This window comes from Lelliottia sp. F153 (genome assembly GCF_002870005.1).
GTDB lineage: Bacteria > Pseudomonadota > Gammaproteobacteria > Enterobacterales > Enterobacteriaceae > Enterobacter > Enterobacter nimipressuralis.
This window is the reverse complement of the sequence record NZ_PKFT01000001.1, coordinates 765,975-786,882: the sequence shown is the minus strand read 5'-3', so window position 1 is coordinate 786,882 and position 20,908 is coordinate 765,975. Positions and strand designations below refer to the sequence as shown.

The following is a 20,908-nucleotide window of genomic DNA, read 5'->3' as shown; positions in this document are numbered from 1 at the left end:
CCATATTCTGAAAATCAACTGGTTTAATCTGTTGTGAACGATCGGTCATAGCTTGTTCGCGCAAGGGCTTAGTGGGTTTTTATATACAAAAATCCAACATGACGTTATCAGAGTGATCGCGATCACAGATGTATAGAAAATTTCGCTGACGAAAAAACAATTAACCTGCCAGGGTGTTAATGAACCGAACAATCAAGAGGTCTGAAAGTGAACGAAGCGGATAATAAATGGGCAAAAGGAAGGTTTACGGTTAGACCTTCCTTTAGTAAGGGATTGATATACTGAGCAGAGGAGGCAGGTGACGGAAATTCAGGCGTACACTTTCTCTTTATATTCGCATAAATCTTCGATCAGACACGAACCGCAGCGGGGTTTACGGGCGATACAGGTATAACGTCCGTGCAGGATCAGCCAGTGGTGGCAATCCACCTTAAACTCCGCCGGCACCACCTTCAGCAGCTTTTCTTCGACCTGTTCGACGTTCTTACCCGGTGCGAAATTCGTGCGGTTACAGACGCGGAAAATATGCGTATCCACGGCAATGGTCGGCCAGCCGAAAGCGGTATTGAGCACCACGTTGGCGGTTTTACGCCCCACGCCAGGCAGCGCTTCCAGCGCGGCTCTGTCTTCCGGTACTTCACCGCCGTGCTGTTCCAGCAGGATACGGCAGGTTTTAATCACGTTCTCGGCCTTGCTGTTAAACAGGCCAATAGTTTTGATGTACGACTTCACACCGTCCACGCCCAGCTGCAGCATCGCCTGCGGCGTATTGGCGACAGGATAGAGCTTCGCCGTCGCTTTGTTGACGCTCACGTCGGTGGCCTGGGCGGAGAGCAGCACCGCGATCAGCAGCTCAAAAGGGGAGTTAAAATTCAGCTCCGTTGTCGGATGCGGGTCGTTATCACGCAGACGAGTCAGGATCGTGATGCGTTTCTCTTTATTCATACAGCCTTCTCTGGGAGTCCTTCCTGCACGCTACGCTCTGCAGCGCGGCGTTTACGTTTCTCATCAATGAGGTATTTTAACGCCAGCATCATACCAAGGCCAATAAATGCGCCCGGTGGCAGCATCGCCAGCAGGAACGGCGTATCCGTGTGGAAGACTTCAATACGCAGGGACTTCGCCCAGCCGCCCAGCAGTGCGTCAGCGCCGTCAAACAGGGTACCGTTACCGAGGATCTCACGCATCGAGCCCAGCACAAACATCGCGCAGGTGGCACCCATGCCGATGGCAAAGCCATCCAGCGCCGAGATCAGCGGATCGTTCTTCACCGCGAAAGCTTCCGCACGGCCCACGACGATACAGTTGGTCACAATCAGCGGAATAAAAATCCCCAGCGACTGATAAAGGCCGAACGCGTAGGCGTTGATCAGCATCTGCACGATACTCACCACCGAGGCGATGATCATCACGTAAATCGGAATACGAATCTCCGACGGTGTCCAGCGACGCAGGGCGGAGATCGACAGGTTGGTCAGGGTCAGCACCAGCGTGGTCGCCAGTCCAAGGCCGAGGGCGTTCGTGGCAGTGGATGTCACCGCCAGCAGCGGGCACATCCCCAGCAGCTGGACCAGCGCGGAGTTGTTCTTCCAGAGACCCTGGACAATAACCTCTTTAACCTGGCTCATGATTACTCCTCACAGGCAGGAAGATTGTTGATTTGCGCAGGCAGCGTTTCGGCGTACAGCCCCGCGCGTTTCACCGCATTCACCACGGCGCGTGGCGTGATGGTCGCGCCGGTAAACTGGTCGAACTCACCGCCGTCTTTTTTGACGGCAAAGGCGGTGTCATTCTCACCATGAATCACTTTTCCGGCAAAATGTAAAATCCAGTCGCTGAGGCGAAGCTCGATTTTATCCCCCAGACCAGGCGTTTCGTGGTGCTGCGTCACACGGGTGCCGAGAACCGTACCAGAGAAGTCGGTGCCGACCAGCAGTTGAATCGCGCCAGAGTAGCCGTCCGGTGCGGTCGCTTCCATCACGGCACCCACGGCGGTATCCCCTTTACGGGCGATGAAAACGCGGTGTTCACCTTTGCCTAACTGCGGCGCCTGCACGATAAAGCAGCTTTTCTGCAGGTCATTATCGTAGAAATCTGACGGAATCACCTGATCGAACAGCGCCTTTTGCTGTTTCGATGCTTGTTCATCAATCGTCGTTTTGGTCATTTCATTCACCAGCGCGGTCAGCCCCGTCAGGGCAGCGGCGAAGATCGCCAGCGTCACGCCGTGTTTTTGCATTGTTTTCAGCATGGCGAATCCCTTAGCGGTGGCCATACACGCGAGGACGCGTGTAGTAGTCGATGAGCGGCACCGTGATATTGGCCAGCAGTACGGCGAACGCCACGCCATCCGGATAGCCGCCAAAACTGCGGATCAGCCAGACCAGCAGCCCCGCCAGCGCGCCAAAAATGAGGCGTCCACGGTTGGTGGTCGATGCGGTCACCGGGTCGGTCAGAATAAAGAAGGCACCCAGCATGGTTGCACCGGAGAGCAGATGCATCTGCGGGCTTGGCAGCGGCTCGGACGAGAACATCCAGCCGAGCGTGGCGCAGATCGTCAGCGTCACCAGGAAGCTCACCGGAATGTGCCAGCGAATCGTCTTCTTCCACAGCAGGAACACGCCGCCCAGCAGATAGGCGATATTAACCCACTGCCAGCCAGCGCCCGCCAGCATGCCGCTGTAGATTGGGTACGCCATGATCTGCTCTACGCTGTGACCGGCATGCAACGACGTTTTAAAGGTGTCCAGCGGCGTCGCCTGGCTGATACCATCCACGCCCATACGCAGGGTGGTCATGTCGCCGCCCGTTGCCGTGTGGCCGGTGAAGATCACCTGAAGCGCATCCATAAATCCCGGTACCGTCGCGGCAATCTCGTGCGGCGGCAGCCAGCTGGTCATCTGCACCGGGAAGGAGATCAGTAAGACCACATAGCCGATCATCGCCGGGTTGAACGGGTTATGCCCCAGGCCGCCGTACAGCTGTTTGGCAATAATAACCGCGAAAACGGTGCCCAGCACCACCATCCACCAGGGTGAAAACGGCGGAATACTGATCGCCAGTAACAGACCGGTGAGCAGGGCTGAGTTATCGGCGAGAATGCGGGGAACAGGCATTTTGCGAAGCTTAAGCACCAGCGCTTCGGCGGCCAGCGCACTGACGCAGCCGAGGACAATCTGAAACAGCGTCCCCCAGCCAAAAAACCAGAACTGCACGGCAATGCCCGGTAAGGCTGCCAGGCAGACCAGCATCATAATGCGCGACGTCTGGCGCTGGTTATGGGTGTAAGGGGAACTTGCGATTCTGAAAACCATTTAATCCTCGTTTACTGCCTGCTGTGCGGCTTTCTTAGCCTGAACGCGTGCAATCGCGGCGGCGACTGCGGCTTTGCGTGGGTCGTCATTGGCGGCGGGTTCGGGGTCCTGCTGGGCCGCTTTACGCGCTTTGGCGCGAGCAATGGCGGCTTCAACGGCCGCTTTGCGCGGATCGACAGACGGTTCCTGCTCGACGCTCTTTTCCTGTTGCTCTGCTTTACGCGCTTTGGCGCGGGCAATAGCGGCCTCAACGGCGGCTTTGCGCGGATCGACAGTTGGTTCCTGTTCGACGCTCTTTTCCTGTTGCTCCGCTTTGCGCGCTTTGGCGCGGGCAATGGCTGCTTCAACGGCGGCTTTGCGCGGATCGACAGGCGGTTCCTGTTCGACGCTCTTTTCCTGTTGCTCCGCTTTGGCGCGAGCAATCGCCGCTTCAACCGCTGCTTTACGCGGATCGCTCTCAGCGTTCGGCTGTGCGTCTTGAGCTTTTTCTGCCTGACGGGCGCGGGCCTGCGCTTTGCGCGCTTCACGTGCGGCGATGGCTTCGCTGTTGTCTGGTTTTTCACCGGCCGGAATAATCACCGGCTGTGCGGCAGAGGCTTTCTTCTCACGCACCCGCGCCAGCGCGGCGTTAATTGCATCCTGATCTTTTTCGGCTGGCTGAACGGCAGCCTTTTTGTGACGTTCCTGACGCGCCAGTTTCTCACGCTCAAGACGCGCCTGACGCGCTTCAAAGCGGGCTTTGGCTTCGGCGGCACGTTTGTCTTCCAGCGAAATGGCGTAGATCTCGGCCTTTTCCTGGCGGAAATACTGCACTAGCGGAATGCTGCTTGGGCAGACCCAGGCACAGGCCCCGCACTCAATGCAGTCGGCCAGATTGTGGGCTGTGGCTTTATCGTGCAGCTGGCCTTTGCTGAACCAGTACAACTGCTGCGGCAGCAGATCGGCCGGACAGGCGTCGGCGCAGGCGCTACAGCGGATACAGCCTTTTTCTTCCTGCTCTTCGCCCATCTCACTTGCTGAAGGGGCCAGCAGACAGTTGGTGATTTTGACGACCGGAACGTCCAGCCAGGGCAGGGTAAAGCCCATCAGCGGCCCGCCCATGATGACCATTTGATCGCTGCCCGGACAGAACCCGGCCTGCTCCAGCAAATGGCGCACTGGCGTACCCAGCCGCGCCCAGACGTTACCCGGCTGCGAAACGGACTCGCCTGTCAGCGTCACTACGCGTTCGGTCAACGGTTCCCCGTCGATCACCGCGCGTTTCACCGCGTAAGCCGTACCGACGTTCTGCATCAGCACGCCAATGTCAGAAGAGCGGCCGCCGTGCGGAACCTGTTTCCCGGTCAGAATTTGCGTCAGCTGTTTTGCGCCGCCGGACGGGTATTTAGTGGGAATAACGCGCAGGCCAATGTCGTGGCTGCCCGCCAGCACCGCACGCAGCATGGAGATCGCCTGCGGTTTGTTATCTTCAATGCCGATCAGCACTTCGCGCGGCTGTAAAATATGGGCGAGGATGCGAATCCCTTCGACGACCTGCGCGGCGCAGTCCTGCATCAGGCGGTCATCAGCGGTGATGTAAGGCTCGCACTCTGCGGCGTTGATAATCAGGGTCTGAATTTTATCGCCACCACCGCGCAGCTTGGTGCCGGTCGGGAAGCCTGCGCCGCCAAGACCGGCCACGCCGAACTGGTGGATGCGCTCGATCAGGGCTTCGCGGCTCTGGGCGCGGTAATCGCTCCAGCCGTCGCGGTCGATCCAGCGGTCTTCACCGTCCGGCTCGATCATGACGCTTAATTCGGCCAGTGCCGAAGGGTGGGGAACCGTGTGAGGGGCAATCGCCACCACTTTTCCGGAGGTTGGTGCGTGGACCGGGAGCATACGCCCGCGTCCAAAGGTCAGTTGCTGACCGCGCAGCACGCTGTCACCGACTTTCACGCACAGCTCGCCTTCCGCACCGATGTGCTGTTTCAGCGGCATGACGAACCGGTTTGCTAATGGGATCTGCCGCAGCGGCGTGCCGCTGGACTGGGTTTTCATCTCTGGCGGATGAATCCCGCCGTCGAAATCCCAAATCTTCTCTTTTCTGAACGCAGAAAATAACTTAAACATGGTGTTCCACAGGAATTATACGAACCGGAATGGTTTGAAGATCCCACTTCCAGCTGTCGGGAGTCGTTTCGACCGGACGCAGCTCGATGCATTGCGTCGGGCAGGGGGCCACACAAAGATTGCAGCCCGTACAGAGATCCGCCATCACGGTGTGCATCGCGCGGGTTGCGCCAACAATGGCGTCCACCGGGCAGGCCTGAATACACTTGGTGCAGCCGATGCAGTTTTCTTCGTCGATGACCGCCAGCACGCGCGCAGGTTCTTGTGCGCTCTCGTCGCCATCAACAGGCTGCGGATCGACGTTAAGCAGCGCCGCGATTTTTAACATCACGGCTTCGCCACCCGGCGCACAGCGGTTAATTTTTTCACCGTTGCCTACCGCCTCAGCATAGGGACGGCAGCCAGGATAGCCGCATTGCCCACACTGGCTTTGCGGCAGGAGGTCATCGATTTTTTCGACGACAGGATCGCCTTCAACCGCAAAACGGCGCGAGGCGTAACCCAGAATAATGCCAAAAAACAGCCCCAACACGCTGATGGCGGCGATGGCAATCCAGATAGCATTCATTACAACTTCACCAGACCACTGAAGCCCATAAAGGCCAGAGACATCAAACCCGCGGTGACCAGTGCAATGGCGTTACCGCGAAAAGGCGCCGGAATATCGGCAGCGGCCATGCGTTCACGAATAGAGGCAAACAGCACCATGACCAGCGAGAAACCGACCGCCGCGGAGAAACCGTACAGGGCCGATTGCAGGAAATTATGCCCAAGGTTGATGTTGAGCAGCGCCACGCCGAGCACGGCGCAGTTGGTGGTAATCAGCGGCAGGAAAATGCCGAGCAGGCGATAGAGCGCCGGGCTGGTTTTGCGCACCACCATTTCCGTAAACTGCACCACAAAGGCAATCACGAGAATAAACGCCAGCGTGCGCAGATAGATCAGGCCGAGGGGGATCAATATCCAGGTGTCAATCCACCATGCGCAAATAGAGGCCAGTGTCATCACGAAGGTGGTTGCCAGTCCCATGCCCATTGCGGTTTCCAGCTTTTTGGAAACCCCCATGAACGGGCACAGGCCAAGGAACTTCACCAGCACGAAGTTATTCACCAGCACAGTTCCGACAAAGAGCAGTAAGTAATCGGTCATTATTTAGCCTGAAATAAAAAAGCCGCCTATTATCGGATAAACCACAACGGGCGACAACAGGATAACTGTAGGGTTATTACGGGTTCACGAAGGTCTTTTTGACCCGGGCGGAACGCCTGAAGTAGGGCGCGAAGAGCGCAGCGGCCAGCAGCGGGAACAGCAGCTGGCGCACAGCCAGTAAGTCTGAAACCGGTGAAAAGGCAAAGGCCTTGATCGCCAACAGCACAGAGATCAGCAGCCAGATAATATAGTGCTTAGGCACTTTCTGACGGCGTTTAAAGAACGCAATGGTCAGCCAAAGGGTGTAATACCACATGGCAATGGCAAAACCGAAGGAGATAAACCACAGCGCAATATTCATTGTGCTCTGGGAGGTCAGATTCTTAAGCGCATACGGCGTCACGAGAGCCGTTGTATACAGCAGCAGCGCAAGCGATGCGCTTAACAAAGCCACCAGTAACCAGGCGAGCGGGGCGAGTAACCAGCCTCCGATTTTTTCTCCAGGCGATGCGGTCATGTTATCTCCCTCAGTCTGCACGAAATGATACCCGGCAAATTTACCGGGGCGTGAGTATATAACATTTCGCGCCGATGGCTACCGTCTTACAGCACGTAGCGCCAAACTGATTTAGGGACTTCGCCGATATTGAACAAACGACCGCCGGAAACCAGCTCTGCGCGACGATGATCGGCAGCGCGGTACATATTGATGATGTCCTGATTATCGGTCAGCGTGTAGTTCAAATGATCAAACAGTTTTTCCAGGCTCTCGAGAGAACTGATCTTGCGAAATTTTAATAAATAATCCTGAACTGTCATTTAATAAGCTTCCATTTTTAAAAGTAAATTTTATCAGTAGGGTAATTCGCTCGAATAATAAACGGATAAATAAAGACGTAAACAACCCACTTAAGGGTTAAGACTAAATTAGGAGTTTTCTTTGAAAGTTTCAGGCGTCGGACGACGCCTGCAGAAGAAGGTTAACTCTGATGACCGTGGCTGGCAACCGGCAACTGACAGGATATGTCACTCTTTTGCCAGCAGAACTTATTTGGTCTGAGACGCCGCAACCGGTTCTGGTGGCTGGTAGTTATCAATATGGCTGGCAACGCCGAGTAAAATGACGGAAACACCCAGGACAACCCATCCTGCTAATTCAACGATTCGATTGATAATTGACGTCATGATTCTTGTTTGTGATTTATCCATAAATACAGATTGAGAATGTTACAGCGCGATTTCCGCTATCGCAAGTCCTTTGGGAACGGTTTCTATGTATGAATTCAGCAGGTTATATAATTGTAACAAAGACCGCTGGTCAGTCGTGCTGTTTTACTTTTTGTAATCCATTACAAAACGGTTGTGACAGGCTTGTTGATAGTGTGAAATGAGTGAAAGACAAGACGAGAGGCAACGACATGAGTGACAAAATCCGCGTCGGATTAATTGGTTATGGTTATGCGAGCAAGACGTTTCACGCGCCGCTGATTGCCGGTACGCCTGGAATGGAGCTGGCGGCGGTTTCAAGCAGCGATGCGTCGAAAGTGCATGCCGACTGGCCTGCGGTTCCGGTAGTGTCTGAACCTAAGCACCTGTTTAACGATCCGAATATCGATTTAATCGTGATCCCCACGCCAAACGACACCCACTTCCCGCTGGCAAAAGCGGCGCTGGAAGCCGGTAAGCATGTGGTGGTGGATAAGCCCTTTACCGTGACGCTGTCTCAGGCACGCGAACTGGACGCGTTGGCAAAAAGTCTGGGACGTCTGCTGTCGGTGTTCCACAACCGTCGCTGGGACAGTGATTTCCTCACACTTAAGGCGCTGATGAACGAAGGGACGCTGGGTGAAGTGGCGTACTTCGAATCCCATTTCGATCGTTTCCGCCCACAGGTACGTAACCGTTGGCGCGAGCAGGCCGGTCCGGGCAGCGGTATCTGGTACGATCTGGCCCCGCATTTGCTGGATCAGGCGGTGAATCTGTTTGGTCTGCCGGTCAGCGTGACGGTCGATCTGGCACAGCTGCGCCCGGGTGCGCAGGCCACGGACTATTTCCACGCGATTTTGACCTATCCGCAGCGTCGAGTGGTGCTGCACGGCACCATGCTGGCGGCGGCCGAATCTGCGCGCTATATCGTGCACGGCACGCGCGGGAGCTACGTGAAGTTTGGTCTGGACCCGCAGGAAGACCGTCTGAAAAACGGCGAACGCCTGCCGCAGGAAGACTGGGGCTACGATATGCGTGACGGCGTGTTAACGCGTGTCGAAGGGGAGGAGCAGGTGCAGGAAACCTGGCTGACCCTGCCGGGGAACTATCCGGCCTATTATGCGGCGATCCGCGATGCCCTGAACGGCACGGGCGAAAACCCGGTTCCGGCAAGCCAGGCGATTCAGATTATGGAACTGATTGAGCTGGGCATCGAATCAGCGAAACACCGCTCGACGCTCTGTCTGGCGTAATAAAAAGGCCGGCAAATTTGCCGGCCTTTTACTTCTTAGCCTGCGACTTTATCGCGCAGGGCCTGTTTTTCAGCTGCGCTCAAGAACGCAATTTCCAGGCCGTTGATCTGCGCCTGTCGAATCTCTTCGCGGCTCAGTCCCGCCTGCGGCGCGGCAACATTATACTCATGAATAATATCGACACCCTGAACGGCCGGATCGTCGGTGTTCAGCGTTGCCAGCACGCCGTGCGCGAGGAACGTCTTCAGCGGATGCTGCGCCAGTGACGCTACGGTGCTGGTCTGAATGTTAGACGTCAGACAGGATTCGATGCCGATGCGCTGCTCGACCAGGAAATCCATCAGCGCGCGGTCTTCAACGGCTTTCACACCGTGGCCGATACGCTCGGCACCCAGCTCACGAATTGCCTGCCAGATGCTTTCCGGACCGGCCGCTTCGCCCGCATGAACGGTAACATGCCAGCCCGCGTCGCGCGCGCGGTTGAAATGAGAGAGGAACAGGCTGCCGGGGAAGCCAAGTTCATCACCCGCCAGATCGACGGCGGTGATCTGATCGCGATGGGCCAGCAGCGCTTCCAGCTCCTGCAGACAGGCCGCTTCACCGAAGGTACGGCTCATAATGCCAATCAGATTCGCCTGAACGTTAAACGCCTTACAGCCTTCGCGCACGCCTGCGATAACCGCTTCCACCACGCCGTCGACGGGCAGATTGTGGGTCATCGCCATATAGCCTGGAGAAAAACGCAGCTCGACATAATGCAGGCCATTGCGCGCCGCATCTTCGATATTCTCGAACGCCACGCGACGGCAGGCATCTAGCGACGCCAGCACTTTCACGCCCCAGTCCAGCTTGCTGAGGAAGCTCACCAGATCCGGTTCGTTCGCCGTCACCTGGACGTGGGGAATAAGTGTCTCAATAGTTTGAGCGGGCAGGGACAAATTAAACTGGCGGCCAAGATCGAGAATGGTTTGGGCACGAATGTTGCCATCAAGGTGACGGTGAATATCGGTAAGGGGAAGGCGGGTATCAATCATGGTCGCACTCATTTTCTGGTTAAAGTGCGCCACATTATAAAAACATTTGCGGGGAAAAAGCTATTTGCGCAATGGAATATTCCATTGCGCAACCTGTCAGAGCAGAGAATGAATCCCCGCAATCAGCCGCTCAACGCCCTGTTCCAGTTTACTGCGTGGACATCCGGCATTCAGGCGTACATACCCGTTACCCTCCACGCCGTACGTGTAACCTGGCATGATCGCGACTTTTTGCTGCTCAATGAGTACGTTCTGCAGCGCTTTGTCGTCGATACCGAGCGCGCTCAAATCAATCCATGCCAGATAGGTCGCTTCCGGTGGCTGCCAGTTCAGCTGCGGGAATGCAGCGTTGAGTTGCTCAGCCACATAGCGCAAATTCGCCTCCAGATAGGCGCGCAGGGCATCCAGCCACGGCTCGCCCTGCTGATAGGCGGCGATATGCGCCGTCAGTGCCAGCACGGACGGAGATGAAAGCCCGTCGCGGCCCTTCAGGGCGTTAAGATAGCTTGCGCGACTTTCATCGTCACCGATCAGCCCGTACGCCCCGGTAAGCGCCGGAATATTAAAGCTCTTGGAGCCTGATGTCAGCAGCGCCCATTTGCTGCGCGCCACCTCGTTCCATGGCGTGTGCTGGTGATCGCCCCACACCATATCCATGTGGATTTCGTCGCTGATCACCGCCACATCGTAGCGCGCGCACAGCTCGGCCATGGTGTTCAGCTCGTCGCGCGTCCAGACTTTACCGGTCGGATTTTGCGGGCTGCACAGCAATAAAATCGTGTTTTCCGGTTTCGCCAGCGCGGCTTCCAGGCTGGCCATATCGCACTCCCAGCCGGCTGTGTTTTTTTGCATTGCGACCGGAACGACGTTGCGATCGTTGCCCTGGATGGCGTTGTAAAATGCATCGTAGGCGGGGGTATGCACCACGATGCCGTCGCCGGGTTTCGACCACACGCGAATCAGCTCGGAAACCATATAAATGACCGACGGACCGTACACCAGGGTGTTCGTATCAATCTGGCTGTGAAAACGCTGCTGGAACCAGTGCGCAACGGCGGCGAGAAATTCGTCATTTTTCCAGCGGCTGTAGCCAAACACGCCGTGACTGATGCGCTGATTCAGTGCGTCGATGATGCACGGTGCGGTGGCAAAATCCATATCGGAAATGGTAAAGGGCAGCAGATCGTCGGCACCGAAACGGTCGGCAACGTAATCCCATTGGGTACACCAGGTCCCGTGGCGATCGACGACGGTTGAAAAATCAAACATAGCGCTCGTCCTTAAAGTCAAAACCCCCTTCGGCAGAAGGGGGTGAGGTGTCAGGCTTCTACCGTACGCATCAGCGTCGATAGCTCATCTTTAACCGACTGGACCTGCGGCCCAATCACCACCTGCAAATTATGCTGATTTAACTGTACCACGCCGATGGCCCGGTTGGCCTTCAGGGCGTTGGTATCCACCTTCGACATATCGTTCACCGACAGACGCAGGCGGGTGATGCAGTTATCGAGAGACGTGATGTTATCCGCGCCGCCCAGTGCCGCCAGAATCGCTGGCGTGTTGTAGCCGGATTTACCGACGGTACCCACAACGGCTTGTTCCACGCTGCTGGCGGTATCGGTATCGCGGCCCGGTGTTTTCAGATTAAAGCGGGTGATAGCGAAGCGGAAGATACCGTAGTACACCGCAAACCAGATAGCCGCCACAACCGGTACCAGATACCACTTGGTCGACAGACCGTGCAGGATGCCAAACACCACGAAGTCAATCACGTTGCCGTCGGTGTTACCGATGGTCACACCCAGCACCGCCATCACGGTGAAGCCCAGACCGGTCAGTACCGCGTGAATGAGATACAGCACCGGTGCAACGAACAGGAACAGGAACTCGATTGGCTCAGTCGTTCCGCCTACCACGCAGGCGATGACGCCGGAGATCAGCAGGCCTTTAATTTTATGACGGTTTTCAGGACGCGCGCAGTGGTACATCGCCAGCGCCGCACCCGGCAGGCCGCCCAAGAAGGCCGGCATTTTACCCTGGGACAGGAAGCGGGTCGCACTTTCAGAGAAGCCGTGGGTGGTCGGGCAGCTCAGCTGCGCCTGGAAGATAGTCAGCGCGCCACTCACGTCGTGGCCGCAGACGTCCATCGTGCCGCCCGCTTCGGTAAAGCGAATCAGCGCGACCAGAATGTGCTGTAAACCGAACGGCAGCAACAGACGTTCACCGGTACCGAAAATCATCGGGCCGAAATCGCCTGCGCTGTTGATGATGCGGCCAATCGCCGTAATCCCCATCGCGAAGACCGGCCAGATCAGGGGGATCACCAGACCAAACAGACCCATGACCACCAAGGTGACAATCGGCACAAAGCGGGTACCGCCGAAGAAGGCCAGGGCGTCCGGCAGACGGATATTGTGGAAGCGCTCGTGCAGCATCCAGATAATCACACCGGCAATAACCGCACCGAGGATCCCGGTGTCGATCGACTGAATACCCAGCACGCTCTGAATGTTGTTCGCTTTCAGCACTGCCGCGTCGGTGGTGGGCAGAATGCCTTTAGCGGTCAGCCAGAAATTCACCGCCAGGTTCATCACCGCGTAGCCGACAAAACCGGCAAACGCCGCCACGCCTTTGTTCTCGCGTGCCAGCCCCAGCGGGATAGCGATACAGAACATGACGGGCAGGAAGCTAAAGGCAAAGGAGCCGACTTTACTCATCCAGATGAAGATCGCCTGCAGCACCGGGTTGCCGAGGAAGGGGATCAGGGTAATGACATCATGGCTGCTGAGTGAGCTGCCGATCCCGAGCATGATCCCGCAAAAAGAGAGCAGAGCCACCGGCAACATAAAGGTTTTACCCAGTTGCTGGAAAAACTCCCACAGCGATATTTTTTGTGCTGCTTTCGCCGTCATAAAACGACTCCTTGATGGTTAAAAGGGTTTTATCTGTTTCACTGTGGCGAGAAGATAAAACGTTTTACCAAACTTTAGTGCGCGCTGAATCACATTCTCATGCTTTAATTAGCAGTATAAATAGAACCTATTGATAAAACGTTTTATCTGACTGCACATCAGGGAGTTGCGCGTTCACATGTCTGTTGCGAAGAAGATCACCATCAATGATGTTGCGCTGGCGGCCGGGGTATCGGTGAGCACCGTTTCGCTGGTCTTAAGCGGAAAAGGGCGCATTTCTCCCGCGACGGGCCAGCGCGTGAACGAGGCGGTTGAGCAACTGGGGTTTGTGCGTAATCGCCAGGCAGCGTCTCTGCGCGGCGGGCAGAGCGGCGTGATTGGCTTGATCGTGCGCGATCTGACGTCGCCGTTTTATGCAGAACTCACCGCCGGGCTAACAGAAGCACTGGAAGCGCAGGGGCGGATGGTCTTTTTACTCCACGGCGGGCGCGAAGCGGATCAACTGCTCTCCCGGCTGGATATGCTGCTGACGCAGGGCGTGGACGGCGTGATTATCGCGGGGGCGTCTGGCGTGGGGAGCGAGCTGTGCGAGCGCGCGGCACAGAAGGGCGTTCCATTGGTATTTGCCTCACGCGCCAGCTATCTCGATGAAGCCGATACCCTGCGCCCCGATAACATGCAGGCCGCACAAATGTTGACCGAGCATCTGATTCGTCGCGGGCATCAGCGCATCGCCTGGCTGGGCGGCAAGAGTTCGTCCCTTACGCGCGCGGAACGCGTGGGCGGTTACTGCTCGACGCTGATCAAATACGGTCTGCCTTTCCACAGCGAATGGGTGGTTGAGTGCGAATCAAGCCAGAAAAAAGCCGCCGAAGCGATGGGCGCGCTGCTGCGCAGTAATCCCACCATCAGCGCGGTGATCTGTTACAACGATATTATCGCCATGGGGGCCTGGTTTGGCCTGCTCCGCGCCGGACGTCAGAGCGGTGAGGGTGGCGTAGAGACCTTCTTCGACCAGCAGGTGGCGCTTGGTGCTTTTGCGGATGTCGGGGAAAACGCGCTGGACGATCTGCCTATTGTCTGGGCGACAACGCCCGCGCGGGAGATGGGTTACACCCTGGCAGACCGCATGATGCAGCGAATTGAGAAATCAGACGTCCAGGCCGGGCATCAGATCGTGTCGGCGCGACTGGTCACGACGAAATAACGATGTGAATCAACGTACCGCACGGTTTTGCGGCTTTTTCGCCAGATGAGTCAAAATCGTCTGGCCGATGTAATTGCTCCAGTTGAAACTGTTTTGCAGCACAATCACCGCATTTTGATTTGGTTTATCAAAGCCAATGTAACTGGAATACCCGCCAATATACCCCACCTGATAGGTCATTTTATGGCCGTCCGTCTCGTCACTCACCCACGCGATATTGGCGGCCTCTTTGTGCCGATAATAGTAAGTACGGGTGACGTCTTTGAAAGCGTGGTTGATCGCCTTATCCTGCGTCGCGCTGATGTGCGCCCGGGCGTAGGCCGCCAGATCGCGGGCGCTACTGTAGAGGCTTGCCGCTGCGGTCATGTTGTGCTGAAAATGCCAGTCCGGCGTCAGTTCGCCACGGCGTATAAATTTGGGTTGATCCCCTGCGTGGCCGAGCGCACGCCTCGGGTATGCCGCCAGTATTTCCGGCGTATAGCTGGAGTTTTGCATGTCGAGTGGCTGAAAAATCAGCCGCTGGGCCAGGGCTTCGATCGATTCCCCCGTCTTTCTGTGCAGAATATAGCCGAGGAGGGCGTAGCCGATGTTTGAATACTGCGGTTCGTGTGAGTCAGGCGCAGAGAAATCGCGCAGGTAATTGAGCACGTTATTGCTGTCGAGTTCTGAATAGAAGTTCTCGCCGGTGCTGAAATAGCGCACAAGATTTTCGAGGGTCAACAGATCCATCGGCTGGCGCGGTAAACCAGAGGTGTGAGTGACCAGCTGCAACAGGGTGATGTTTTGCGCGTCAGCACTTAAGGGTGTGCCTTCAGGCAGTAGGGTCGCGAGCGTATCCGTCCAGCGGAGTTTGCCCTCATTGACCAGCAGGGTCGTGACTTCGGCGGTGACACCTTTGCTCAGTGAGCCGAGTGCAAAGAGGGTATCCGGGGTGACGGGGTACTGGTTTTTTGCGTCGGTTACGCCGTAGCTGTGAAATTCGGTGGGGCCGTTATGCTGAATAATGGCGACAATCATCCCGGTCACCTCTTTTTCTTGCATGTACTGCTGGATCATCGGGTCGATCCCGCGACCGTAGTATCCGACTACAACGCGGGTACTCTTTTGTTCCGGCATATCCATTTGCGATAACGTACTGTTTCCACAGCCAGCTAACACCAACAGGGACAAAAGCAGTAATGGTGTTTTAATGTTCATTCTTAAAAGCTGACTGTGCCGCTGTCCAGGAAAAATAGAGCGCGCAGTATACAAAAATGCGGCCCGGCAGGCGCCTGTTTTTCACGCTTTTAGGCAGAGGGCATCAGGAGGCGGTGATCCAGATCAAGAGCTTTGCCCGCCTTACGAGGCATATTCTGCGCTCCTGTTAAGTTCTGTAAAACGATTACCGCCATGCAACTCTGTAAAACCCTGCTCGCTTTAGCCATTGTTCCCGCCATCTCCTTTGCCGCCAGCAATATAGAAGTCGGTTTTTCACCGGAAGGGGGCGCCCAGGAGCTGGTGCTCAAAACCATCAATGACGCGACAAAATCGATCCGCATGATGGCCTTTTCGTTTAGCGCCCCGGATATCATGAACGCGCTGGTGGCGGCGCAGAAGCGCGGCGTCGATGTGCAAATCGTGATTGATCAGAACGGCAACGTTAGTGGGAAAAGCCTGCAGGCGATGCGCTATGTGGCACACAACGGTGTTAAGCTCAGAACGGATAATCACTACCGTATTCAACACGATAAAGTGATTATTGTAGACGGGAGTACGGTCGAAACCGGGTCATTTAATTTTGCCAAAACGGCGGAGTCTAAGAATTCGGAAAACGTGATTGTGATTCACAACGCGCCGGATCTGGTGGCGGAGTATCTTGCGCACTGGGAAAACCGCTGGCAGCAAGGGGTGGATTTCTCTGCGTAAAACTGCCGGGTGGCACAGCGCACCCGGCGGGTAAGGCAAATGCCCGGCGAACAACGAGCCGGGAAATGCCTGTATTACTGCTGCGGTACTGCTGGAGCCGCAGGTTCAGCCGGTTCTGGCATCCCAAGCGTTGGCATACCAAACATACCGACAAAGTCTTCCAGCGGCATTTTCTGACCGTTTAACGTCACCTGACCATTCGCATACTGCAGGCTGGTGCTAATCACGTTGTCTTCAAGCGTGGTGATGCGGAACATCTGGCCCATGGCCGCCATGCCTTTCACCTGCTGGCTGGCGAGCTTAGCCGCATCGGCGTCGTTATAACCTTCGAGCTTCGCAATCTGGGTCATAAACTCGGTCGCCATATCCATCGGGATCGTCAGTTTGCTGTCGATGGATTTCACGCTGCGATCCACTTCCTGCGCCAGCGTCTGCGCTTCACCGGTCGCGGTGGCCGGATCTTTCAGGAACAGGGACAGGTTGAAGTTGGTTTCGCCTTTGCTGTTTTTCCAGCTCAGTGGGGCGATCGTGATAACCGGCTCGCCTTTCAGCAGCAGCGGCAGGTTGCTTAACAGGGCATCCATTGCTTTTTGCTGATACAGCTCAGGATTTTTGGTCATCAGCTCTTTATCGGCCAGCAGTGCCTGGCTTTGCGCACGATACTGCTGACTGAACTGATGCCAGGCCTGGCCGTCGATGTTACCGAGTTTCAGGGTCAGTTTGCTGGAACCCAGATCCTGGCTCTGCACTTTGAGGCTATTCAGGCTGTAATCCAGCTGGCTGTTGACGCTCTTACCGTCTTTGGAGAGATCGGATTTACCGACCAATTCCATACCTTCCAGAACGGCCATCTCTTTGCCTTCCACGGCAATCGCCATTTTACCCAGGCTGATTTGCTGGTCGCCCATGCGCTCGCCAAAGGTGGTCATACGGCTGTTGCCGTCGGCTTTAAGATTATTGAAGGTCAGCTGAACCTTCTGATTGTATTCGTTAACCGCGTTGACCAGGCCACTTTCTGCCGAGCCGCTCAGGGTAAACACGTTACCGTCGCGATCCGCGTCGAGTTTGAAATCGCCGCCGCTGAAGGCCACTTTTTCGTCGCCTTTTTCATAATTCAGCGCTTTCAGGGCGATATCGGAGCTTGTATCGCCGGCGTAGCTGATGCGTGTATCCACCACAAACGGCGACTCATTTTTCGCCAGTTCAAACAGCGGTTTAGACGCTTCGTTGTTGACCAGAGTGGTTTTTACCGACGCCATGGACGGAATCAGATTGAAATGCTTCAGCTGTGCCAGCGGGAACGGGCCATGATCGACAACTTCGTCCAATACCACGCTGTGACCGTCTTTCAGCCAGCCATTTTCGGTGCCCGCAACGGGTTTAACCACCAGTTGCATATGGCTTTTGAAGACGCCGCGCTGATAGTTCTGATAGCTTAATTCCAGCCCGGCTTCCGGCGCCGTGCGTTTGATTTCGCTGTTAGCCTGCGCCACCATCTCTGCCAGACGACTCTCCAGCTGTTTGCCCGTAAACCAGGAGGCGCCCGTCCAGACCACCCCTAATGCGACAACAACACCAACCGCTATAACCGATTTTTTCATCATGATTGTCCATAAAATGAAACCAGGCGGTAAAAACCGCCTGGTGATTAAGTCTTCCACTAGCTTAGCAAGAGAGTCGATAAACTTATAGCTTATTGAAGACCCTTGCCAGGCGGCCATTTCCGCTGATAGCGATCGGGGACTCATTCGCCGCGACAAACGCCGACTCACCAGGTTTGAGCACCAGGCGCTGTTCGCCTTTGCTCAGCACCGCTTCGCCTTCAACACAGAACAGGATTGCCGCACTCTGCTGTGAGACCGCGGTTTCCGTCGCGCTCAGGTCGTGCAGCGCAAAAGCGAAGTCGTCGACAGGAATCGGGAAGTCCAGCTCTGCGCCGTTTTTCACCGGCTGAGTCAGCAGCTCTGCGGCAGGTTTGGCGACGAATTTGACGTTTGCCACCAGCTCCGGGATATCAATATATTTTGGTGTCAGTCCAGCGCGAAGTACGTTATCGGAGTTCGCCATCACTTCCAGCGCCACACCCTGCAGATAGGCATGTGGGGTTTCCGCAAACAGGAACATCGCTTCGCCCGGATTCAGTTTCACCACGTTCAGCAGCAGCGGAGAGAAGAGGCCGCTGTCGTTCGGGTAGAACTCAGAAATCAGGCGAATGGTCTGCCAGGGTTCACCCTGCTGGTTATTGAGAGCGGCTTTCAGCACTGCCAGCGCGTGGGATTTCTCGTCATCCTGCATATTCAGCAGGCTGGCAAACAGCTGGCTTAAGCCTGCGGCGTCCGGGTTTTCGAGGAAATGGGCAATAGCATGATGGGCGCCCGCGACCGGCTGCAGCAGCGAAACAATCTCCGAGAACTCGCGGAAGGCGTTCATCGCCAGGAACGGCGTTAACGCGAACACCAGCTCTGGCTTATGATTCGGATCTTTGTAGTTACGTTCGGCGGCATCCAGTGGGATACCGGCTTTATTCTCTTTCTCAAAACCTATTTCAGACGCTTTCTTGTTCGGGTGCACTTGAATGGAGAGCGGCTGCGCGGCGCAAAGCACCTTGAACAGGAACGGCAGTTCGCCGAAACGCTGCGCCACGGCATCGCCCAGGAGCGTCGCTTTGTCCGCGTCGATCACCTCGCGCAGAGCGCGTACCTGGCCGCTGGCGTCTTCAATTTTTGAGCTGCTCTTCGGATGCGCGCCCATCCACAGCTCTGCCATCGGCAGGTTGTCAGGATTGGCGATACCGTAGAGATCCGTTAACGCAGTTTGACTTCCCCAGGCATAGTTCTGCACTGAGTTGATGAGTTTTTGCATTATCAAGCCCTGTTTCAAATGTGGAATTATCTTCGCGTATTAAAGCAATAAACCGCCCGGAAGTAACCTGCGCATGTAAAAAGTCGTACTAGTCTCAGTTTTTGTTAAAAAATTGTGTAGGATAAGCAAACTCGCTTTTAAGCAGGGCAGCGGAACATCTGCTCTTAAATAACCAGACCGAAGCAGTAAGTGAGAGAACAATGTCGAACAAACCCTTTCATTATCAAGATCCTTTCCCGCTGGCAAAGGATCAGACCGAATACTATCTGTTAACATCCGATCACGTCTCTGTCTCTGAATTCGAAGGGCAGGAGATTCTCAAAGTTGACCCGCAGGCGCTGACCTTACTGGCGCAGCACGCCTTCCACGATGCCTCCTTTATGCTGCGCCCCGCGCATCAGCAGCAGGTTGCCGATATCCTGAGCGATCCGCAGGCCAGCGAAAACGACAAATATGTCGCGCTGCAGTTCCTGCGTAACTCCGATATTGCTGCGAAAGGCATTCTGCCGACCTGCCAGGACACGGGCACGGCGATCATCACCGGTAAAAAAGGCCAGCGCGTCTGGACCGGCGGCGGTGACGAAGCGGCGCTGGCGCACGGTGTCTACAACACCTACATCGAAGATAACCTGCGCTATTCGCAAAACGCGGCGCTGGATATGTATAAAGAGGTGAACACCGGCACTAACCTGCCGGCGCAAATCGACCTCTACAGCGTCGATGGCGACGAGTACAAATTCCTGTGCATCGCCAAAGGCGGCGGCTCCGCGAACAAAACCTATCTGTACCAGGAAACCAAAGCGCTGCTTTCGCCGGGCAAGCTGAAAAATTACCTGGTCGAGAAGATGCGCACGCTTGGCACGGCAGCCTGTCCGCCATACCACATCGCGTTTGTTATCGGCGGGACGTCGGCGGAAAGCACCCTGAAAACCGTCAAACTGGCATCGACCAAATACTATGACGGCCTGCCAACGGAAGGGAACGAACACGGTCAGGCATTCCGTGACGTTCAGCTCGAACAGGAGTTGCTGACAGAAGCGCAGAACTTAGGCTTAGGCGCTCAGTTCGGCGGCAAATATTTTGCTCACGATATCCGCGTCATCCGCCTGCCGCGCCACGGTGCGTCTTGTCCGGTCGGGATGGGCGTCTCCTGCTCTGCGGATCGTAATATCAAAGCGAAGATCAACCGCGACGGTATCTGGATCGAAAAACTGGAAAACAATCCGGGGAAATACATTCCGCAGGAGTTGCGTCAGGCCGGTGAAGGTGAAGCGGTGCATGTCGATCTCAACCGTCCGATGAGTGAAATCCTGGCCCAGCTGTCGCAATACCCGGTCTCCACGCGTCTGTCGCTGAACGGCACCATTATCGTTGGCCGCGACATCGCTCACGCGAAACTGCAGGAGCGTCTGGATAAGGGCGAAGGTCTGCCGCAGTACGTGAAAGATCATCCGATCTACTACGCAGGGCCGGCGAAAACCCCGGAAGGTTATGCCTCTGGTTCACTCGGCCCGACAACGGCAGGGCGCATGGATTCCTATGTGGATCAGCTGCAGGCCAACGGTGGGAGCATGATCATGCTGGCCAAAGGCAACCGCAGCCAGCAGGTGACGGATGCCTGCCACAAACACGGCGGATTCTATCTCGGCAGCATCGGCGGCCCGGCAGCGGTGCTGGCACAGGGCAGTATTAAGAGCCTGGAGTGCGTGGAATATCCGGAACTGGGGATGGAAGCCATCTGGAAAATTGAAGTGGAAGATTTCCCGGCGTTTATCCTCGTGGATGACAAGGGCAACGACTTCTTCAAACAGATCCAGTCGTCCCAGTGTTCAGCGTGCGTTAAGTAGTTTTTGTGCCGGGTGGCGATTTCGCTTCACCCGGCATGACTCACCACAAGAGCGCACAAAGCGCCATACCGTTTTCCTGAAGCAAACAATACTTAATCCAGCATGTGAGC

Annotated in this window: 20 protein-coding genes; 4 read left to right on the top strand and 16 right to left on the bottom strand. The window is 55.9% G+C overall.

Annotated elements, in window-relative coordinates:
• Positions 1-309 precede the first annotated feature (309 nt).
• The 10 genes from nth to blr form a co-directional block, all read right to left on the bottom strand.
• Entirely contained in the window at positions 310-945 is a 636-nt protein-coding gene (gene nth, locus F153LOC_RS03710; protein ID WP_102103572.1) for an endonuclease III, read from the bottom strand.
• Positions 942-1,628 carry an electron transport complex subunit E gene (locus F153LOC_RS03705; protein WP_102103573.1) on the bottom strand — a complete coding sequence of 229 codons (687 nt, stop codon included), beginning with the start codon at positions 1,626-1,628 and terminating at the stop codon, positions 942-944. The genes nth and F153LOC_RS03705 overlap by 4 nt, the downstream gene beginning before the upstream one ends.
• A 2-nt stretch (positions 1,629-1,630) precedes the next feature.
• Positions 1,631-2,251 (bottom strand): electron transport complex subunit RsxG, encoded by a 621-nt coding sequence (gene rsxG, locus F153LOC_RS03700; protein ID WP_100780385.1) that lies wholly within the window; start codon positions 2,249-2,251, stop codon positions 1,631-1,633.
• A 10-nt stretch (positions 2,252-2,261) separates the two neighbouring features.
• Positions 2,262-3,314, bottom strand: coding sequence for an electron transport complex subunit RsxD (gene rsxD / locus F153LOC_RS03695; protein WP_102103574.1), 1,053 nt, complete (start codon positions 3,312-3,314; stop codon positions 2,262-2,264).
• On the bottom strand, positions 3,315-5,423 hold the full coding sequence (gene rsxC, locus F153LOC_RS03690; protein WP_102103575.1) for an electron transport complex subunit RsxC: 2,109 nt from the start codon (positions 5,421-5,423) through the stop codon (positions 3,315-3,317).
• On the bottom strand, positions 5,416-5,991 hold the full coding sequence (gene rsxB / locus F153LOC_RS03685) for an electron transport complex subunit RsxB (RefSeq protein WP_100780382.1): 576 nt from the start codon (positions 5,989-5,991) through the stop codon (positions 5,416-5,418). The genes rsxC and rsxB overlap by 8 nt, the downstream gene beginning before the upstream one ends.
• On the bottom strand, positions 5,991-6,572 hold the full coding sequence (gene rsxA / locus F153LOC_RS03680) for an electron transport complex subunit RsxA (protein WP_100780381.1): 582 nt from the start codon (positions 6,570-6,572) through the stop codon (positions 5,991-5,993). Before rsxA ends, rsxB begins: the two co-directional genes overlap by 1 nt.
• A 76-nt stretch (positions 6,573-6,648) precedes the next feature.
• Entirely contained in the window at positions 6,649-7,089 is a 441-nt protein-coding gene (locus tag F153LOC_RS03675; protein WP_100780380.1) for a DUF2569 domain-containing protein, read from the bottom strand.
• A gap of 86 nt (positions 7,090-7,175) precedes the next feature.
• Positions 7,176-7,391: a transcription modulator YdgT gene (ydgT, locus tag F153LOC_RS03670; RefSeq protein WP_064325909.1), complete on the bottom strand. Its 216-nt coding sequence runs from the start codon at positions 7,389-7,391 to the stop codon at positions 7,176-7,178.
• Positions 7,392-7,619: 228 nt separating this feature from the next.
• Positions 7,620-7,745, bottom strand: a complete 126-nt coding sequence (gene blr / locus F153LOC_RS03665) for a division septum protein Blr (RefSeq protein WP_181827939.1) — start codon at positions 7,743-7,745, stop codon at positions 7,620-7,622.
• 245 nt (positions 7,746-7,990) lie between these two features.
• Between blr and F153LOC_RS03660 the strand changes: the two genes are divergently transcribed.
• Positions 7,991-9,031 carry an oxidoreductase gene (locus F153LOC_RS03660; protein ID WP_102103576.1) on the top strand — a complete coding sequence of 347 codons (1,041 nt, stop codon included), beginning with the start codon at positions 7,991-7,993 and terminating at the stop codon, positions 9,029-9,031.
• Positions 9,032-9,066: 35 nt separating this feature from the next.
• Here the strand turns inward: F153LOC_RS03660 and add are convergent, their stop codons facing one another.
• From add to malX, 3 genes are all read right to left on the bottom strand, one after another.
• On the bottom strand, positions 9,067-10,065 hold the full coding sequence (gene add / locus F153LOC_RS03655; RefSeq protein WP_102103577.1) for an adenosine deaminase: 999 nt from the start codon (positions 10,063-10,065) through the stop codon (positions 9,067-9,069).
• A gap of 96 nt (positions 10,066-10,161) precedes the next feature.
• Positions 10,162-11,334 (bottom strand): MalY/PatB family protein, encoded by a 1,173-nt coding sequence (locus F153LOC_RS03650; protein WP_102103578.1) that lies wholly within the window; start codon positions 11,332-11,334, stop codon positions 10,162-10,164.
• 50 nt (positions 11,335-11,384) lie between these two features.
• On the bottom strand, positions 11,385-12,977 hold the full coding sequence (gene malX / locus F153LOC_RS03645; protein WP_100780375.1) for a maltose/glucose-specific PTS transporter subunit IIBC: 1,593 nt from the start codon (positions 12,975-12,977) through the stop codon (positions 11,385-11,387).
• A gap of 178 nt (positions 12,978-13,155) precedes the next feature.
• On the opposite strand from malX, the gene F153LOC_RS03640 reads away from it, so the two are divergent.
• Complete coding sequence (locus tag F153LOC_RS03640) at positions 13,156-14,184, top strand: Mal regulon transcriptional regulator MalI (RefSeq protein ID WP_100780374.1); 1,029 nt, start codon at positions 13,156-13,158, stop codon at positions 14,182-14,184.
• 9 nt (positions 14,185-14,193) lie between these two features.
• Here F153LOC_RS03640 and F153LOC_RS03635 read toward each other — a convergent pair whose 3' ends face one another.
• Positions 14,194-15,300, bottom strand: a complete 1,107-nt coding sequence (locus tag F153LOC_RS03635) for a serine hydrolase domain-containing protein (protein WP_369804779.1) — start codon at positions 15,298-15,300, stop codon at positions 14,194-14,196.
• Positions 15,301-15,573: 273 nt separating this feature from the next.
• Between F153LOC_RS03635 and F153LOC_RS03630 the strand changes: the two genes are divergently transcribed.
• A complete protein-coding gene (locus F153LOC_RS03630; RefSeq protein ID WP_102103580.1) occupies positions 15,574-16,089 on the top strand; it encodes a phospholipase D family protein in 516 nt (171 codons plus the stop codon).
• Between the two features lie 74 nt (positions 16,090-16,163).
• Here the strand turns inward: F153LOC_RS03630 and F153LOC_RS03625 are convergent, their stop codons facing one another.
• The gene (locus tag F153LOC_RS03625) at positions 16,164-17,690 is read right to left on the bottom strand and encodes a YdgA family protein (protein WP_102103581.1); all 1,527 of its coding nucleotides are present in this window, start codon (positions 17,688-17,690) and stop codon (positions 16,164-16,166) included.
• A gap of 85 nt (positions 17,691-17,775) precedes the next feature.
• On the bottom strand, positions 17,776-18,951 hold the full coding sequence (gene manA, locus F153LOC_RS03620) for a mannose-6-phosphate isomerase (RefSeq protein WP_102103582.1): 1,176 nt from the start codon (positions 18,949-18,951) through the stop codon (positions 17,776-17,778).
• A 200-nt stretch (positions 18,952-19,151) separates the two neighbouring features.
• Here manA and fumA point away from each other — a divergent pair, with 200 nt between their 5' ends.
• The gene (gene fumA, locus F153LOC_RS03615; RefSeq protein ID WP_100780369.1) at positions 19,152-20,798 is read left to right on the top strand and encodes a class I fumarate hydratase FumA; all 1,647 of its coding nucleotides are present in this window, start codon (positions 19,152-19,154) and stop codon (positions 20,796-20,798) included.
• The last annotated feature ends 110 nt before the right edge of the window (positions 20,799-20,908 follow it).

Coding starts and splice junctions, on each gene's coding strand:
- add (WP_102103577.1), bottom strand. CDS start 10,065: ATGATTGATACCCGCCTTCCCCTTACCGATATTCACCGTCACCTTGAT.
- F153LOC_RS03705 (WP_102103573.1), bottom strand. CDS start 1,628: ATGAGCCAGGTTAAAGAGGTTATTGTCCAGGGTCTCTGGAAGAACAAC.
- malX (WP_100780375.1), bottom strand. CDS start 12,977: ATGACGGCGAAAGCAGCACAAAAAATATCGCTGTGGGAGTTTTTCCAG.
- nth (WP_102103572.1), bottom strand. CDS start 945: ATGAATAAAGAGAAACGCATCACGATCCTGACTCGTCTGCGTGATAAC.
- F153LOC_RS03640 (WP_100780374.1), top strand. CDS start 13,156: ATGTCTGTTGCGAAGAAGATCACCATCAATGATGTTGCGCTGGCGGCC.
- rsxD (WP_102103574.1), bottom strand. CDS start 3,314: ATGGTTTTCAGAATCGCAAGTTCCCCTTACACCCATAACCAGCGCCAG.
- F153LOC_RS03635 (WP_369804779.1), bottom strand. CDS start 15,300: ATGCCGGAACAAAAGAGTACCCGCGTTGTAGTCGGATACTACGGTCGC.
- ydgT (WP_064325909.1), bottom strand. CDS start 7,391: ATGACAGTTCAGGATTATTTATTAAAATTTCGCAAGATCAGTTCTCTC.
- rsxA (WP_100780381.1), bottom strand. CDS start 6,572: ATGACCGATTACTTACTGCTCTTTGTCGGAACTGTGCTGGTGAATAAC.
- F153LOC_RS03630 (WP_102103580.1), top strand. CDS start 15,574: ATGCAACTCTGTAAAACCCTGCTCGCTTTAGCCATTGTTCCCGCCATC.
- rsxC (WP_102103575.1), bottom strand. CDS start 5,423: ATGTTTAAGTTATTTTCTGCGTTCAGAAAAGAGAAGATTTGGGATTTC.
- rsxG (WP_100780385.1), bottom strand. CDS start 2,251: ATGCTGAAAACAATGCAAAAACACGGCGTGACGCTGGCGATCTTCGCC.
- F153LOC_RS03660 (WP_102103576.1), top strand. CDS start 7,991: ATGAGTGACAAAATCCGCGTCGGATTAATTGGTTATGGTTATGCGAGC.
- fumA (WP_100780369.1), top strand. CDS start 19,152: ATGTCGAACAAACCCTTTCATTATCAAGATCCTTTCCCGCTGGCAAAG.
- F153LOC_RS03625 (WP_102103581.1), bottom strand. CDS start 17,690: ATGAAAAAATCGGTTATAGCGGTTGGTGTTGTTGTCGCATTAGGGGTG.
- rsxB (WP_100780382.1), bottom strand. CDS start 5,991: ATGAATGCTATCTGGATTGCCATCGCCGCCATCAGCGTGTTGGGGCTG.
- F153LOC_RS03675 (WP_100780380.1), bottom strand. CDS start 7,089: ATGACCGCATCGCCTGGAGAAAAAATCGGAGGCTGGTTACTCGCCCCG.
- F153LOC_RS03650 (WP_102103578.1), bottom strand. CDS start 11,334: ATGTTTGATTTTTCAACCGTCGTCGATCGCCACGGGACCTGGTGTACC.
- manA (WP_102103582.1), bottom strand. CDS start 18,951: ATGCAAAAACTCATCAACTCAGTGCAGAACTATGCCTGGGGAAGTCAA.